Genomic DNA, 16,482 nt, shown 5'->3' on the forward strand with positions numbered 1-16,482 from the left:
TTTGAAAGAATAAAAATTGATTACGGTCAATTATTTTGAATATGTTATTTAATCTAATTATTCCCAACGAAAGCACTTAATTGATATACTGATACAAAGAATGGCAAGTACGCTCATCGAAACGACTGGAATTACAATATTATCAATAGACAATCCTAATGATGTTGCCTTTAGTAACTTTACTCCCTGTGTTAGAGGTAAGAAATCGGTCACTTTCTGCAAAGTATCTGGCATCACTTCATATGGCAATGTAGCACCCGAAAACATCAGCATAGGAAAATATAAGATACTGGCAATAATACTTGCTGTCTTAGCATCTGGTGCTACTCCACCAACCAACATTCCAATACTAAACATACTAAGTATCACTAGAACATAGCTTCCCACAAAGCCGAATATCGAGCCATTAAAGTCAGAATGAAAAAATATTTTAACTAATATATATACCGATATTAGCGAAACCACTGAATAAATAGTATAGATTACAAGGTGTACCGCTAAGATTAATATTGGACTAGATGGTGTAACCTTAAATCGCTTTAATATTTTCTTGTGCCTATAATCTGAGATAAGCAAAGGTAACCCCATTACACCTCCAGCGCATATTGCAATTGTTGAGATTGCTCCGAAAGATTGTTCTAAGAAAGTATAATCTGCCCCATCATATGCAGGTTTTGTACCATAGATTATTCCAAGAAGAATGACCATTACGATTGGAAACACTATTGCAAAAATGATCATATCCATACCACGAATTGATAATTTTAATTCCGTTTTTAACATCGTTCTAAATGCTTTCATAATTCAATCCCTCCTGATCTGTATAATAAAGATAAGCATCTTCTAACTTTGTACAATTGCTTGACTGGATTGCCTCTTGAACAGTACCATAAAAGACCATTTTTCCTTTTCTTAATATTCCTATTCGGTCACATAGAACCTCTACTTCGTCCATATAATGCGAAGTTAGAAATATTGTTAATCCCTTTCTTTTTAGTTCATCAAGGCTTCTCCATACCACTCGTCTAGCTTCAACATCAAGCCCAGTAGTTAATTCATCTAAGAATACCACCTCTGGATTAGGTATTAGAGCTAATACTATGAACAGTCGTTGCTTTTGACCTCCTGAGAGCTCACTTACCATACTTTTTTCTTTTTCCATCAGATGAAACTGCTTTAATAATTCCTTATAATCAGTGAATGTTTTATATAGGGATTGCGTTTCCATACAGAGTTCTGATACCGTAATCTTATCTGGGTAATTGCTTTCCTGAAATTGTACTCCCACCTGTTCATATAATTTTTTACGTTCTGTTACTGGATTCATACCAAGTATACTAACTGTTCCGCTATCCGCTTTTTTCGTTCCCAAAATACATTCTATGGATGTACTTTTACCTGCCCCGTTAGCACCAAGAAGTCCAAAGACTTCTCCTCGCTCAACTGAAATATTTAAGTCTGATACAGCTAAAAAGCTACCATATGATTTCGATAGATTTTCTACTTTTATTGTTGTCTCCATGACTTTCTTAAACCTCCTTTTTAAAATTTAACAAAATAATAACACCAGAGCTAAGTCTGATGTTAAAGTGGAGGGTTAAAAATATTAATTTGAATCACAAAAGTTATGTTTTAGTTACTGAGTTTAAATTAGTTAAAAGAATTAAGATTTCTTTCCCATTATTCTCAGCATGATTTAGGGACGTAAGCAAGTTATCACAAGCTGTTATAATATCATCGTAGTTATCAGAAGTATCGATTGCCTCTCTAATATTAGCCTCAGGGTTTACGGACAAAGTGCTAAGCATACGCAAGATTGCAGAAAGTGAATAATTGGCACATCTTAATGAATTGATAATGGTCAAGTGTTGAAGATCCTGCTCCGTATATACTCTATAACCATTCTTCTTTCTTTTGATTGTTATTAATCCATTCATCTCCCAATTACGTAAGGTATCAATGGTGACATTAAGATAATCAGCTGCTTCTTTTCTAGTCATGCATATTTGTTGAGGTGCTTCGCTTTTGCCATCAATTATTTGTTCAACAATTTTGATTGCTTTTTCTGCACTTTTCCTTTCCTCTTGCACTTGTTCCAAGTATCGTAATGTTAGACTAATAGCCTCAGTATAATTACATTCTGCACAAGTTTTAATAATCTTTACCGCCAGCTTACGTAAACCATTCTGTAAGATCTCTACTTCAAATGCTAGACGTGCAATCTTTAACTGCTCTATGTGCAGATTCGTGAAGATACGATACCCATTTTGTTTTCTTTCAGGTTTTGTAATGAGACCCAATGATTCATAAAGTCGTACCGTATTGGGATGTATCCCTATTATTTTAGCTATATTTGCTGTTGTATAATAATTCTGCATATGCATACACACCTCCAATCTTTAATATTATTATATATTATATCTAAGTCTGGTGTATTAATGGAGGGTTTATGCTAGTCCGTTCAGATTACTATAAATCAGACTTCATGTTAATCATGATACAGAAACAGAATTCATACTTAATATCATTGGACCACTTGCTATATGTCAATTAATACGGCAACTTAATCTATAATTCCAACTTTAATACCAATTCCGAACGACTACACTGATACCCCAATTGTTCTAACGCTTTTTCTAATGGATAGTTTTGAATATCAATATCTGCCATTATGTTTTGAATGCCATCCTCTATCATAATTCGAGCCCCCTCCCATAATAGCTCTCTAACATAACCATTTCCTCTTTGAGTTGGTGTAACACCTATGTAATTAATAGCTCCTTCCTCTTCACTAAACTTTTGAGGAACAACGAGTCCAATCATTTCTTTCTTTTCATTGTAAGCTATTCTCCACCAAGTCTCATTGAAGTCAATCTCCTTTAACAGTTCGAAGTATAAAGTAGCTGCCTTTCTGGAACCATGTAACTTAATGCTCATAACGTCTTCCCTGTCTAAAGTACCTTCTGTAACCGATTCAATAGCTTCTATAAATACCTTCTCGCCGACTTCTTTCAAAGTTTTATACTCAAATTTCTTAGCTTTGTCTATATTGTTCACTTGATTAGTCTCAAAGCTTTTCTTCTCTTGAACAATTTGAAAACCATGAGTTTTAAATATGGATTGAAAAGTTTCAAATAGCTCTGGTGTTGTTGAATAAAGATGATACTCTACTGTATTAAAGCCCTTCTCTTTTAGGATTTCTATACTGTCAGCAAGGAGCTTGTTTCCAATATTCAAAAGACCACCCTCAGTATCTGCTAGTTTTATTTGCCATACTTTTATATCATAGGGCTCTTCTTCAAAAATACCGTAAATAATTCTTCCTAAAAATTGTCCGTCCAATTCGATAACAAAACACCAATCTAGACTAGTCCTGCCCGTGTCTAACCACTTTTGTAGATTAAGTGATGACTTTCTTCCTTCCTCTACTCCAATCTGTTCGTATTGCGCTATATCTTCTAACTGAATTGTTCTTACTCTCATGAAATTTGCTCTCCCTCTAGCCATCTTTTCTGTGTACTTCCATTAATACTAAATAAGAAAACCATTTTTTGTAATTACTTTTATTATAAATATTACGACGTATATAATCAATCCAATATCTTCTCAAAAGCAATTCTTTTATTACCATCCTCTAAGTAAATTACTCCACAATATTGAAACCCATTTTTCTTAAGTAAGTTTTGCATGGATATATTTTCTTCATGAGTATCTATTTTAATACTGAATATCTGCCTTTCTGAACAAAGTATCTGAACATTTTTAATGATTTCAGAAGCTAAACCCAATCCTTTATAATCATTATTAACTGCAATTCTATGAATAACTGCATAGTCCTGATTACTAATCCACTCACCTTCATATATTTCATGATATGTTTTTTCTCCATCAAAAGAAATGGCTGCAGTTGCCACAATTTGATTCTTTTTTAATAGTACATAGCTATGACATTGCGCTATATCATTCCTTATTGTTTCTACATTCGGATAATTATTCTGCCATTGGTTAATACCTTGTTCTTTAAAGTAATCTTGCGCCTGATTAATAATATTCATGATATTCTTGATATCTGTTTCAACAGATTTTCTAAATTCCATTGCCTTCTCCTTTATATGTAGATTCACAATTACTTAATATTGTTACCAAAATACCATTGGTTGATGTGGTCAATTTTCTCTCTCAACATATATTAATATGATAAAAGAAGGAGTTTCTCCTTGGACTCTCCTTCTCTCTTAAGCATTAATATAATTTTATGTATTTTCTTATGCGAATATCATAACAAGTAGATTCGGAACAAACATTGCAACCGCAATTCCATATATTAAATCCAACCATAAAATAGAACCTACTGCTCCTAAATAGATCAATCCTACAATCGGAGTCGCTATAATCTTTAATAAGATTCCAGTCTCTTTATTCCAAACAGATTTCCATATATTTTTAGCATCCCCTATACTTGGAAAGGAATGCATAGCAATGGAAACCCCTAGCCAGATCAGAAAATATTCTAGTAAGTTTCCAGTTTCAAACTCAATTACTGGAATCGCTCCTGGCAATGCTATGATTGCTCCTATTATGGTATTAACAAAGAAAGGTCCGATACCAATCAGAACATTTTTGTATGCTTTGTCTGGTTTTTCATGTATTAGATATCCAAATGGATTCTGAAACTGAAAATAGCATACTTTCAATACTGCAACTTTATTAATCCTACAAAATAATTGATGTGCTGCCTCGTGAACGATAACCCCTGGAAATGTGATTATCGATACAAGATAACCTATGATAGATAGCATTCTTTTATGTCCTCCCACTCATTATTAGCGCCATTGATAATCTCCACTAAAGATACCTTCCATTAAATCTAGATCATAGGTATTATCATCCTTAAACTTTTTAAACTTCTTAAGCATAGCATCTCTTTCTCTTGTATTATGATTATAATGATATGCAATTGCTAGGGTAGCTACAATACCAGAATCTTTTTGATTTAATTGAAAAGCCTTCCTAGCCGTCTTTAGCCCTTTTTTATCCTCATGATTCATCAGTTCAACTCTAGCTAGAGTATCATATGCGTAACTGTATTCTACATTATGTTTAAGTACATAATTACAACAATCTGTCGCCTTTTGATACTCACCCATTTCACTATATATCTCGGCTTGTAACAGTTGTCCTTCATAATTATCAGGATTACTCTTAAGGGCTCCTTCTATCACTTTCTTTGCTTTCTGTAATTCACCGATATCATAAAGTAGAATGCCATAATAATAAGTAGCTGAACTGATATCTTCTGGATTCTTATTCATATATTCTTGAAATAATGAAATGGCTTTATCATTATCCATATTCTTAGCTTTTTGAAGTATGTTATCTAATTCATCGGAAATGTAATAATATTTATTCCAACAATCGACAGTTCTATTTACTTTATCCACTAAGCTATCATCTGTTATTTCTTCTCCTTCTAATTTATCATACAACGCATTAAGGTCATCGATTTCTCCATTTTGATAACTTGTAACAAAGAGGCTAGCTAAGGCGATTGTGGAGTCTGGAAATCGTTTCACAACCTTTTTGTATTCTTTCATTGCTGTAACATATTTACCTTCTGACTCAGCTTGTAATCCTCTCTCATAAGCGATTCCTGCATTGAGACTTGATGGAAAATGAATCAACGCTATGATTACAACTGCTACTATGGCAACCCCAAGTAGCTTAATCAAGATAGGATATGGCTTTCGATAAAGTTTCTCTCTGCATTCTTTACATAACTTCATCTCATAACCAGCTTCTATCTTAGGATTACCACAGTTTTCACATCTTGGATAATCGAACTCATCATTAAAAAACTGTTCCTGGTACCAATTATCATTATTCACAAACTTCCCCCTTATATAACATTTTTGCAAATTATACCAAAACTCGACTATTTTTTCAATGCTACATTCTTACTAAAATTATAATATGATTTGGTCTATTCCCATAGAACATTCAAAGTTTATTCATATTTACACGTTCTATAAAAAGTAATAGGATTGATTCATATAATCTATATCATACTTTATGCATAATTTCTGCAGATACTTCTTAATCTTTTTCTGATTATCCTTGGGATTCTCTAATAACTCTCTAAAATTTTCTTTCTCTTTCTTAGTAACTTTCTCTTTTACATACCCATAGACATGTTCTACTGTATTTCGAAAACTTCCTTCATCAAAAGGACTCTTTAGGCATTCCTCCATGTAAATATAAATATCTTTCATAGGTAGATTTGAATTAATCATTTGACTACATTTTTTATAATAGGAATAATTTTTTTCCATAATCAAATACTTATATTTTGCCCATTGATTCGTTCTTGCTGACACTGGAATTTGATCATCAATCGAAAGTATACATTTTATTGCAGATAAATCTTTATCTTTTACTTCCATCATAATATCAGCCGATATATCTTTGATACTATCATAATATTCTAAGAATTTTCTCGTATCTACGCTTTTTGAATGGGATCCACCCTTCTTCGTCATATCCTGTTCCGAATAATGAAACTTCGCTGGCCCATCCTCGGCCTTCCATGTACTAGTCACTGCACCAAGTATCTCCTTCTGACTAAGGGAACACGGATTTAGTTCATGATGTAAATTATCAAATACAGCAGGTACTTGGATTTTGTCACAGATGTAGAGCACTTCTTCAATCGTATAGCTCTTATCATCATTTTCAATTACTAATCTCCTCTTTAATGAATCCGATAGCCTATCAAAATTGTGGATAAACTTATTCATTGCATCTTCCTTATTACCATATACTCCGCCTACATGTAATACAATCTTATTCGTATAATCAACTTCCATACTATCAAGGAATCTACAATGATATTCTAAATCAGCAATACTATTGATTACTACTTGTTCTGTTGGTGAATTTAATATCGTATATTGTCCTGGATGCATGGATACCCTGATTCGTTGCTTTTTTACAAACTCTCCACATTCTAGAAGTTCTTCTTTCCATAACTCCCACCACTTTATCTGATTTACTGGATGACTTCCAAATGGAATAATGTCGGAACTAATTCGAAACATCTGAATTCTGTTGTCCACATTCCACGATAAAATATGATATAGATTCTTTATGTTATTTTTTACACAATCATTAAATATTTCATCATTAAAATTTTTTAACATAAAACTTTTTGATGTTCTATATGGAATCGATATCGGAGTACATGCATAACCGATTCTTTTCTCTAATGCCATTATGATACCCCCTCTTCTTCATAATATAATTTACCAAACTAGAATACTTTTTCTGTCCTAGATTTATTTCATTATTAGTTCATTACTTATACCTATTACTTCTCTAATTTCTTTGATATCTTTGCAATAATAATTAGCACCTGTTAATTCACATACATCATGTAGGAATTGAAAAGCATTTCCACCAACAATGATCTTTGGAGCTTTCTTTCTATGAGACGATATGGCATGTATCATATTAGTAACCGCATCCATATGCCCTGGCATTGTAACAGATATTGCTATATAATCTGGTTGTTCTTCCGTAATAGCATGAAGAACACTGTTCACTGGTATATTGGAACCTAAATATATAATATCGCATCCATCGATTTCTAACAGGTCACTAATCATACGTATACCTATATTATGAAGTTCTGCTCCTGCATTCATAGTTATGATTTTGATATGATTACTTTTTCTCTTTTCTACGTTATTTTTTATTTCTTTCATCATTTCAAGTATAACTTCTGATATATAATGCTCTTTCCATACTTCTATTTGACCTTTTTCCCATAAGAGTCCCACATCCTTTAATGCTTTTTCGAATATGTTCTTATAAATATTCTCTATATTATTAACTACTCTATAGATTTTTAAAATTTGATTTCTGGCCTCAAGCTTGGAGCCACTCATTAAGTAATTGATATATTCACTCGCTTCCCTATCCCAATTAATATCTACCTTTTTGCGTTCTTTATCACTTAACATATTCTGTTCGTTTCTACCTAGTAGTTCATCTAAAGTAACTTCATAGATATTTGATAACATAATTAATTTATCTATATCTGGAACTCTTATTCCTTGCTCATAATTTGCTACCGTAGTTTGAGCTGTCCCTAAAGCATTCGCTATTTCTTTCTGAGTGAATCCTTTGTCCCTACGAAGTTCTTTTAGTCTTTTCGAGATCTCATAATTCATTCTAGCGCTCCTTTCCAATAATCTATCTAATTTTTATATTTGTGAAATCTAAAGATTTTATAATTGTCTAGAACTTGTATTGCATTTTATTTTATCACATATTGTGTATATGATTCAATATTTTATATTTTCTTATTGATTTATTTCGTACTGTGTAGTATTATGATATCATAAATAGTAATTGTTATTATTATCATTATAAAAAGGAGTATATTATATGAATTTTTCCTTTAAAATAGCCGTCCGATTCTTAAAATCAAGCAAAGGTCAAACACTTTTAATTGTGTTAGGAATTGCGGTGGGTGTTTCTGTACAAATATTCATTGGATCTTTAATTCAAGGGCTTCAAAAGAATCTACTTAATAAGACCATTGGTAATTCCTCTCACATTACGGTTATCTCTAAAAATCAGGATAATAGAATATCAAATTACAACCAGATCATAAATAAGATAACTCATATATCACAAGATATTACGAATGTATCTATATCCTATGATAGTCCAGCTCTAATCAATCTTAATAACAAAAATTACTCTGTGTTAATTCGTGGATTGAATCTTAACACTGCGAGTAAGATTTACCATGTGAAAGAACAAATCTACGAGGGAAAAGCACCTAAGAGAAATAGTGAAACTATCATTGGTAAAGAACTACAAAAAGAATTAGGAATTAAACTTGGAGATGAACTCACAATCAACACTAATATTGGCCAGGAGTATACATTAAAAGTAACAGGATTCTATGATCTAAAAGTATCATCTCTGAATAAGACATGGATGATTACTACGTTGGATACTGCTCAACATATGTTTGGTGGTGATAATACCATTACTAATATTGAGATGCAAGTAAAAGATGTATTTGCAGCGGATCAAATAGCGGATCGTTTATCTAATGTTTTATCCTCTAGATTAAAGGTTGAAAATTGGAAATCACAGAATGAAAGCTTGCTTAGTGGACTAAATGGTCAAAGTATATCAAGTATCATTATTCAAGTATTTGTCTTGGTTTCGGTTGCACTCGCAATTGCAAGTGTTCTTGCAATTACTGTAATACAGAAGTCAAAGCAGATTGGTATTCTTAAAGCAATGGGAATTACAGATAAAACAGCAAGTCTTATCTTCCTTTTTGAAGGACTTTTACTTGGAATTATCGGCTCTATATTAGGAGTATTATTTGGCCTACTATTGGGATTCTCCTTCTCCACGTTTGTAACAAACCCAGATGGAACACCAATCGTTGCTCTTACTTTCAATTATAGCTTCATCCTATTCTCTGTAATGGTTGCAATTATTGCTTCTATGTTTGCGGCATTAATACCTGCGAAACGTTCCTCCCAACTTAATCCAATCGAGGTGATTCGAAATGGCTGATATTATAACCTTATCAAATATAACAAAAATATATGGAACAACAATACAAACAAAAGTACTTCATAACATCAATTTATCCATTGAAGAAGGAAGCTTTAATTCTATTATCGGTTCCTCTGGCAGTGGTAAAAGTACATTTCTTAATATAATGGGTACATTAGATACGCCTACTAACGGTGACGTCATCATAAATGGAATAAGAACAAATGATATGAAAAAGAATGATCTAGCAAGATTAAGGAATCAGACTTTAGGCTTTATCTTTCAATTCCATCATCTTCTTCCTGAATTTACTGTACTTGAAAATATACTTATGCCATATCAGATATATACATCAAAACCTTCAAAGGAAACCCTTGATCGAGCTAATGAACTTATTAATCTAGTTGGATTATCAAAGGTCAAACATAATCTTGCCACCAATCTGTCTGGTGGCCAACAACAAAGAACAGCGATTGCGAGAGCCCTCATCAATAACCCTAAAATCATCTTAGCTGATGAACCTACTGGCAATCTTGATTCTGAAACTACTGATACGGTCTATCAATTAATGCGAGAGATCAATGAAAAATATAAAACAACTTTCGTTGTTATTACGCACGATAAAAGAATTGCAGATAAAACAGATCGTGTAATAGAGATTCAAGATGGTAGAATCCTTAATTAATAAGTAATTCTACCCTATACGCACAAATAAGACGAGGACTTAGCCTTTTATGCTAAGTCTTCGTCTTTCTATTTATCTTAATTTTTTCCCTTCTGATAATAATTCAACTGCTTTTGTGATACGTTCCTTTCTAGTATCCTCACGTTTTGCTGAGGTAATCCAATTAACATATTCCTTTTTGGCAGTATAGGAAAAAGAGTGGAATGTAGTAATCGCTTTTTCACTTCGGTTCATAGATAATTCAAAATCTTCTGGAAGTTCTACAATACGCTCTTCTTCATCCTTTTCCAACGTTACTAATATCTCATCGCCATAATCTTTTCCTATTGCTTTGCGAATCTCTTTTGTTAAACCTATCATATAACAATCGCCCATTCTTACAATTGACCCACGATATTCGATTCCATCAAAGTTGGCTTTCACTTTCACACGTTTTGAACCAAATACCTCATTAACGTCAAAAGGTGGTTCTATATAAGCAGCATTATTTTTTTCATGTTGTTTTATGATTGCTTTATATTCCTGTTTCAATGAATTCTCTCCTTCTTCAACTATTCCCATTTATTCTATCTAAACTAATAGGATTAGTATAACATAAAACTAGATAAGTAAAACAGTAGGTAAATTTATGCAATCACAGAGATAATAATTAACGAAGTGCTTAAGATTCTAAACAACCATTATCATTTTCACAAACATCAATTCTATCTTTCTTTCGATTAAATGGTACTACGAATAAACCTAACGTTGCAATGAGCCCTGTTATTAGAAAGCATTTATTATACACCTTATAGCTCTCCTTCTCCTTGATATCCTTTATATGACCAAGTAATTGCTCTACTTCATTTTCTTGTTTCTCAAAACTTTTAATCACGAACTCCTTATTATTTCCTGTAACATTTACTAATGCTACTTTCTCTTGACTCTTAAATACTTTATGAACATCTTCTTTTGAAAAATTACTACTTGATTGAGATGTTGAACAATTAATTGCTGTAATGAATGTGTCCTTAACTTCTTTCTGCAATACGGAGTCATTATGAATCTCCTGAACTATTTTTACTTTCGTATTATGTATTGCATCTGTTGTAAAATGACTACTTAAAGTAGATACTAATGCAATTGCAATGCAAGCACTTAATTGTCTAAAACTATTTTGAATTCCAGAAGCCATCCCATTCTTATCGTTGGATACTTCTTCATAAGTAGTTTGGTACAGTATGGTCGTTATTCTAACTCCAACTCCTAGTAGAATCAGAGCAATACAAATGAGTAATATATGATTTGAATTATTCATGAAATATAACATGAAATTTCCTACTACTACAATTAGTACAGAAATCAAAGACACTTTTCTTGCTGATAACTTCTTATATACGAAAGGCATTAATGGTGCTGTCAAAAGTGCTGTTAAACTTGGAATTCCCATCCAAAGACCAGCCTTTAAAACAGAATATCCAAGTGTATTTTCAAAATAAAAATTTAATAAATATGATATTGGCATATAAGCAAAGAAAAATACTGCAATTAATATGATGGAGGCTGTAAAGCTTCTGATTCGAAACAAACTAAATTCAAACATTGGATTCGTAATCTTTCTTTCATATATAATAAATACAATGATAGAAAGAATTGATATAGCAATTAAGGATATGATTTTAGAACTGTTCCATCCATAGTCATTTCCCTTTACTAGGAAGAACGTAAATGTTCCAAGTCCTAAAGCTAAAAGTATACAACCTATGAAATCAATCTTTTTCTCTATTGTTTCATCAAAACATTCTTTGATGTATAAAGCGCCAAAAATCAGTGCAATAATTACGAACGGTATATTTACATAAAATATTGCTCGGTAACTAAAGCATTCGTTTAATATACCACCAAGTACTGGGCCAGAAGCAGCTGAAATTGATATTGTCATTCCAATAACAACCGATAGTTTACCCATAGCATTTTTTCCAAATAATTCTATACCTAATGGAATAGATAAAGGTGTTAGAATGGCTGCTCCAACTCCTTGAATAATTCGAAAAATAATTAGCATTGATAACGAATCAACTAATCCACAGCATATTGATGATATTCCAAATACTCCTAGTCCGATTAAGAATAACTTCTTTCTACCAAAGATATCAGCTATTTTAGAAAAGTTAATCAATAATGCAGAAAATGCTATTAAATATGCTGTACTAATCCAAGAAATACCGGTTGTGCTTGTGTTAAAATGCTTTGCCATACTTGGCAAGGAAACATTCACGATGGTACTATCTAATACAGTTAGGAAACATGCTATGTCTATTGCAATAAACGCTAAAATTTTTTTAGAAATTTTCATAATTCCATCCTTTCATTGTTAAATCTTTTTTGTCAGGGAGATATGCGAATAATATCGTACGTTCTTTCATTCCACTAGTTTATGTTTACAATGCCTGCAGTTACATTTATAAACATGAATCTGGTTTCGCATTCACATATTATCACAATAAATTTCTCTTGTCAATAACATGAAGTTACTTTCATGTTATTGACTTTTCTTTTTATTTCATTTATGATTTAACAAGTATAAAAAGAAATTAAATGAATCGAATCATAAAAAGGAAGGACTTAATCGTAATATGGAGAGAAAAACGAGAATACCTACTCAAAAAAGGTCTCTTGAAAAGTATGAAAAGATTATTGATGCAGCTTTTAAGCTCTTTAATGAAAAAGGATATTACAATGTTACTACCATTGATATTGCAAAAGAAGCTAATGTAGCAACAGGTTCTCTTTATTCCTATTTTAACGATAAAAAAGATATCTATATCGAAATCTTAAAAAGAATTGCAAACAACATTGTTCAGCCTACCGTTGAATTTTGGAAGCAGAATAACAATTTGAATTTTCAAGATGTTGCATCGGTAAAAAAGCTCTTTGAAATATTTATTAAAATTATGATGGAACATCATAATTTTTCAAAACTATTTCATGATGATATGACGGCACTTACACTTTTAGATAAAGATATTTCTGACATAAGGGAAGAAAATGATAGACAGCGAATAGAGAGAACAAGAGAAATACTAAATATGTTATCCATACCCTTTAAGAATGATGAGGCTTTTGAAATATTCCTCCATTACTGTAATCTTCTGATTGACGACGTCTGTCATCAAATCTTATATGATAAAACAATTAAAGATATTGATTTATACATTGAACAAGCTGTTGATATTCTGTATCTATTACTTCAAAATTTAGCCGATATCTAAACTCTTTCAAACTATTTAGCACGGTCTAGCTTCGTTCAATACACGACAAAAAAAGTAGCATTTCCTATAGATATGCTACTTTTTTGTTCCTATTCAATTCCCATTAGCATTGATAGTTCTTGTAAATACATGTTCTATTTGCTTCCTTAACACATCTACTTCTCTCTATAAAGCATCGATATGAGTTTTCTTAGCTATACCATAATAAATCGTTCAATTCCTATGGCTACCCCGTCCTTTTGAACGGTATCGGTAACCATTTTCGCATATCCTTTTACATAATCTTTGGCATTCCCCATTGCTATTCCACATCCTACCGTTGATAACATTTCAATATCATTTTTACCATCGCCAAAGGCATAACTATTTTCAATTGGAATATTAAGATATTCTAATATTTTTAGTATTCCGGTAGCTTTGCTATTTGACTTAGAATATAATTCGAAAAATCCCATTTCACTATCATAAACATAATCATACTGATCATTATCTAGGGACAAGCAATAATCTATACTCGATTGATCTTTACATAACATTTCAGTCTTATAGACATCGATCTCATCAAGATTATAATTTCCTTTCAAATATTTTTTAGGCATATTATAAGCATCATACAATCTATGTAAATCTTTATATTCCGCTTTTATATAAGAATTAGTTTGACCTTGCAATATGTACTCAATTCCAAACTTTTCAAAATTGTCTACTACTTCTCTAACTTTCTTCTTATCTAGATAGCTTTTATATATAAACTTATCATTCACTTGTACACAAGCACCATTATTTAGTACGAATCCATCAAAGCCAGCTTTATGTATATTATCATTTAAGAAAGCATATGGTCTTCCTGTCGCAATAAATACATAATTTCCTTTTGCTTGCAATTCACGTATCGCTCTTTTTACCCTAGGTGTAATATCTGTTATTCCATTTAGGCAATCCAATAAAGTTCCATCAATATCAAAAAATATTGCTTTTCTCATATCATTTGCTCCTTTCAGAAATGAATTATCATTTTGGTTTATGCGAAACTATTTACTTGGTTGAATTTAAGAAACAATAATTCAAGTTTCGTAATTATCTAGTCAAGTTTGGTATACAATCAATTACATGTAATTTTAATATCACTTTGTATCGTTTATTATCATTCATTCTCATTCTAGTAAATTTATTATCAATTGTCAACGCAATTCTTCTCAATTATGAATAGTTTAATTGCACTTCAAATTCTTTTTTGTTAAAATAGTATAAAACGAGAATAAACAGGAGGGTTCTATGTTTATAGAAGAACGCCATAAACATATCTTAGAATTGTTAGAACGTGATGGAAAAGTATTAGTAAAAGACTTAAGTCTGCAATTTAAAGTTAGTGAGAGTATGATAAGAAAAGACCTTCAAGCTCTAGAGAAAAACCACTTATTGCAACGAACTTACGGTGGTGCGATTAATATAAAACGATCCATTGCCAACTGTGAATCGTTATTTAAACGATTTGAAAAAGACACTGATTTAAAACAAGTCATTGCCGAGAAAGCTTATCAGTTAATTCAGGATAACGATACAATCTTTTTAGATGTCTCAAGTATATCCTATCTTCTAATTAAGCTATTGATAAAGAATAACAGGGAGGTTACTTTAATCACAAATATGGTTGAAACAGCTTCTTTACTTCATATGGATTTAAAGATGAAAGTAATATTTATAGGTGGAAACTACAATACTTTTGTTGGTGGAAATATCGGATTTTATTCTAATGAACAGATTAAACTATATAGTTGCAATAAATCATTTATTGGGTGTGTTGGAATAAATCTAGCAGCGAATACGATTAGTACTGCTATCTCAGAAGATGCGGGCACTAAAAAAGCTATAATGAGTATATCAAAAGAAGTTTATCTATTGGCATCTAATGAAAGATTCAGCCTAGATAGTATTTATAACTTTGCTAATATCTCTGATTTTCATGGAATAATTACCGAATCCAAGCCAAATGATGCTATCCTTACATTGTTGAATCAATATGATATTAAATTAATATAATATAGATTTAATAAGTATTTAGGAGGTTGCATTATGCCAAATGCGAAGTCTATATTAAATGATATTGAAAATTTACCATTACATCAGAAAGAACAAATACTATCAACTTTAGAGAAATTTCTTGTCTTAGGTTCGTAAGTAAGCCAAGTATAACAAGAAGTTAAAGAATTTAGATTTTCTAATACATTTATGGTGTCGTTGAAGCAGATGAAGTATTCTTTGCAGAAAATTTTAAGGGTACAAAGCCTTCTAACATGCCAAGGCACCCTCGCAAAAGAAGAAAATAGCAATAGTAATTTATAACGAAGTAAGTATTATATACTACATAAACAATTAATAATTTATCAGAAGATAATATAAATGATAACAGCAAAAAAAGTTATCATAAAATCGAAATCTTTTAGAAGTATAAAAAAACTATATCAACAAGCATTTCCCGAAAACGAAAAATTACCAATATGGATACTTGTTTTAATGTCACTTAGAAAATGCGTAGATTTCTATTCCTTTTATGACAAAAATGTATTTTGTGGATTTACTTATTTAATACATTATAAAAAAATGACTTTTGTATTATATTTAGCAACAGATTCATCGGTTAGGTCAAAAGGGTATGGTGCTGGTATTTTAGATTGGATTGAGAAAGCATACCAAGAGAATAGTATTGTCTTAAATATTGAAACTGTAAGTGAAAAATATGATAATTTTGAGCAAAGATTAAAAAGACAGAAATTCTATTATAATAATGGATTTCAAGATACAGGCTATACTTTGTATGATAAAAAAGATATTTATGATGTTTTAATTACAAAGAATAGTGCCAATTTTTCGGAAGGCGAGTATAAAAATTTGTTTAGAAGGTTTTCGTTTGGCTTTATAACTATTAATCTCGTAAGAAAGAATTGAACAGATTTTAGTTAA

At 31.4% G+C, this 16,482-nt stretch carries 17 protein-coding genes and 1 pseudogene; 6 read left to right on the forward strand and 12 right to left on the reverse strand.

Annotation, left to right across the window (positions count from 1 at the left end):
- Nucleotides 1–57: 57 nt before the first annotated feature.
- The 9 genes from bsdtb5_RS15640 to bsdtb5_RS15680 all read right to left on the reverse strand — a co-directional run bounded on the left by bsdtb5_RS15640 (nucleotide 58) and on the right by bsdtb5_RS15680 (nucleotide 8,228).
- Nucleotides 58–801 (reverse strand): ABC transporter permease, encoded by a 744-nt coding sequence (locus bsdtb5_RS15640; RefSeq protein ID WP_271712904.1) that lies wholly within the window; start codon nucleotides 799–801, stop codon nucleotides 58–60.
- The gene (locus bsdtb5_RS15645) at nucleotides 788–1,522 is read right to left on the reverse strand and encodes an ABC transporter ATP-binding protein (RefSeq protein WP_271712905.1); all 735 of its coding nucleotides are present in this window, start codon (nucleotides 1,520–1,522) and stop codon (nucleotides 788–790) included. Before bsdtb5_RS15645 ends, bsdtb5_RS15640 begins: the two co-directional genes overlap by 14 nt.
- 103 nt (nucleotides 1,523–1,625) lie before the next feature.
- Entirely contained in the window at nucleotides 1,626–2,378 is a 753-nt protein-coding gene (locus bsdtb5_RS15650; protein ID WP_271712906.1) for a MerR family transcriptional regulator, read from the reverse strand.
- Nucleotides 2,379–2,568: 190 nt separating this feature from the next.
- On the reverse strand, nucleotides 2,569–3,483 hold the full coding sequence (locus tag bsdtb5_RS15655) for a GNAT family N-acetyltransferase (RefSeq protein ID WP_271712907.1): 915 nt from the start codon (nucleotides 3,481–3,483) through the stop codon (nucleotides 2,569–2,571).
- Nucleotides 3,484–3,590: 107 nt separating this feature from the next.
- Nucleotides 3,591–4,097 (reverse strand): GNAT family N-acetyltransferase, encoded by a 507-nt coding sequence (locus bsdtb5_RS15660; protein WP_271712908.1) that lies wholly within the window; start codon nucleotides 4,095–4,097, stop codon nucleotides 3,591–3,593.
- Nucleotides 4,098–4,265: 168 nt separating this feature from the next.
- Nucleotides 4,266–4,799 (reverse strand): metalloprotease family protein, encoded by a 534-nt coding sequence (locus tag bsdtb5_RS15665; RefSeq protein WP_271712909.1) that lies wholly within the window; start codon nucleotides 4,797–4,799, stop codon nucleotides 4,266–4,268.
- A 24-nt stretch (nucleotides 4,800–4,823) separates the two neighbouring features.
- Nucleotides 4,824–5,885, reverse strand: a complete 1,062-nt coding sequence (locus tag bsdtb5_RS15670) for a tetratricopeptide repeat protein (RefSeq protein WP_271712910.1) — start codon at nucleotides 5,883–5,885, stop codon at nucleotides 4,824–4,826.
- Between the two features lie 138 nt (nucleotides 5,886–6,023).
- Nucleotides 6,024–7,268, reverse strand: a complete 1,245-nt coding sequence (uvsE, locus tag bsdtb5_RS15675) for a UV DNA damage repair endonuclease UvsE (protein ID WP_271712911.1) — start codon at nucleotides 7,266–7,268, stop codon at nucleotides 6,024–6,026.
- A 63-nt stretch (nucleotides 7,269–7,331) separates the two neighbouring features.
- On the reverse strand, nucleotides 7,332–8,228 hold the full coding sequence (locus tag bsdtb5_RS15680) for a cobalamin-dependent protein (RefSeq protein ID WP_271712912.1): 897 nt from the start codon (nucleotides 8,226–8,228) through the stop codon (nucleotides 7,332–7,334).
- 217 nt (nucleotides 8,229–8,445) lie between these two features.
- On the opposite strand from bsdtb5_RS15680, the gene bsdtb5_RS15685 reads away from it, so the two are divergent.
- Both bsdtb5_RS15685 and bsdtb5_RS15690 read left to right on the forward strand, forming a co-directional pair.
- Complete coding sequence (locus bsdtb5_RS15685; protein WP_271712913.1) at nucleotides 8,446–9,603, forward strand: ABC transporter permease; 1,158 nt, start codon at nucleotides 8,446–8,448, stop codon at nucleotides 9,601–9,603.
- Nucleotides 9,596–10,270 carry an ABC transporter ATP-binding protein gene (locus bsdtb5_RS15690; RefSeq protein WP_271712914.1) on the forward strand — a complete coding sequence of 225 codons (675 nt, stop codon included), beginning with the start codon at nucleotides 9,596–9,598 and terminating at the stop codon, nucleotides 10,268–10,270. The genes bsdtb5_RS15685 and bsdtb5_RS15690 overlap by 8 nt, the downstream gene beginning before the upstream one ends.
- A gap of 72 nt (nucleotides 10,271–10,342) precedes the next feature.
- Here the strand turns inward: bsdtb5_RS15690 and bsdtb5_RS15695 are convergent, their stop codons facing one another.
- Nucleotides 10,343–10,801: a YdeI/OmpD-associated family protein gene (locus tag bsdtb5_RS15695; RefSeq protein WP_271712915.1), complete on the reverse strand. Its 459-nt coding sequence runs from the start codon at nucleotides 10,799–10,801 to the stop codon at nucleotides 10,343–10,345.
- Between the two features lie 130 nt (nucleotides 10,802–10,931).
- Entirely contained in the window at nucleotides 10,932–12,605 is a 1,674-nt protein-coding gene (locus bsdtb5_RS15700) for an MFS transporter (protein ID WP_271712916.1), read from the reverse strand.
- Nucleotides 12,606–12,885: 280 nt separating this feature from the next.
- Between bsdtb5_RS15700 and bsdtb5_RS15705 the strand changes: the two genes are divergently transcribed.
- Nucleotides 12,886–13,521, forward strand: coding sequence for a TetR/AcrR family transcriptional regulator (locus bsdtb5_RS15705; RefSeq protein ID WP_271712917.1), 636 nt, complete (start codon nucleotides 12,886–12,888; stop codon nucleotides 13,519–13,521).
- A gap of 194 nt (nucleotides 13,522–13,715) precedes the next feature.
- Here bsdtb5_RS15705 and bsdtb5_RS15710 read toward each other — a convergent pair whose 3' ends face one another.
- A complete protein-coding gene (locus bsdtb5_RS15710) occupies nucleotides 13,716–14,504 on the reverse strand; it encodes an HAD family hydrolase (RefSeq protein WP_271712918.1) in 789 nt (262 codons plus the stop codon).
- A gap of 292 nt (nucleotides 14,505–14,796) precedes the next feature.
- On the opposite strand from bsdtb5_RS15710, the gene bsdtb5_RS15715 reads away from it, so the two are divergent.
- From bsdtb5_RS15715 to bsdtb5_RS15725, 3 genes and pseudogenes are all read left to right on the forward strand, one after another.
- Nucleotides 14,797–15,561, forward strand: a complete 765-nt coding sequence (locus bsdtb5_RS15715) for a DeoR/GlpR family DNA-binding transcription regulator (RefSeq protein WP_271712919.1) — start codon at nucleotides 14,797–14,799, stop codon at nucleotides 15,559–15,561.
- A gap of 33 nt (nucleotides 15,562–15,594) precedes the next feature.
- Nucleotides 15,595–15,836: pseudogene (locus bsdtb5_RS15720) on the forward strand (hypothetical protein); the annotation flags it as partial.
- Between the two features lie 85 nt (nucleotides 15,837–15,921).
- The gene (locus tag bsdtb5_RS15725; protein WP_271712920.1) at nucleotides 15,922–16,467 is read left to right on the forward strand and encodes a GNAT family N-acetyltransferase; all 546 of its coding nucleotides are present in this window, start codon (nucleotides 15,922–15,924) and stop codon (nucleotides 16,465–16,467) included.
- Nucleotides 16,468–16,482 lie beyond the last annotated feature (15 nt).

Source organism: Anaeromicropila herbilytica, from assembly GCF_016591975.1.
In the GTDB taxonomy this organism is placed as follows: domain Bacteria; phylum Bacillota; class Clostridia; order Lachnospirales; family Lachnospiraceae; genus Anaeromicropila; species Anaeromicropila herbilytica.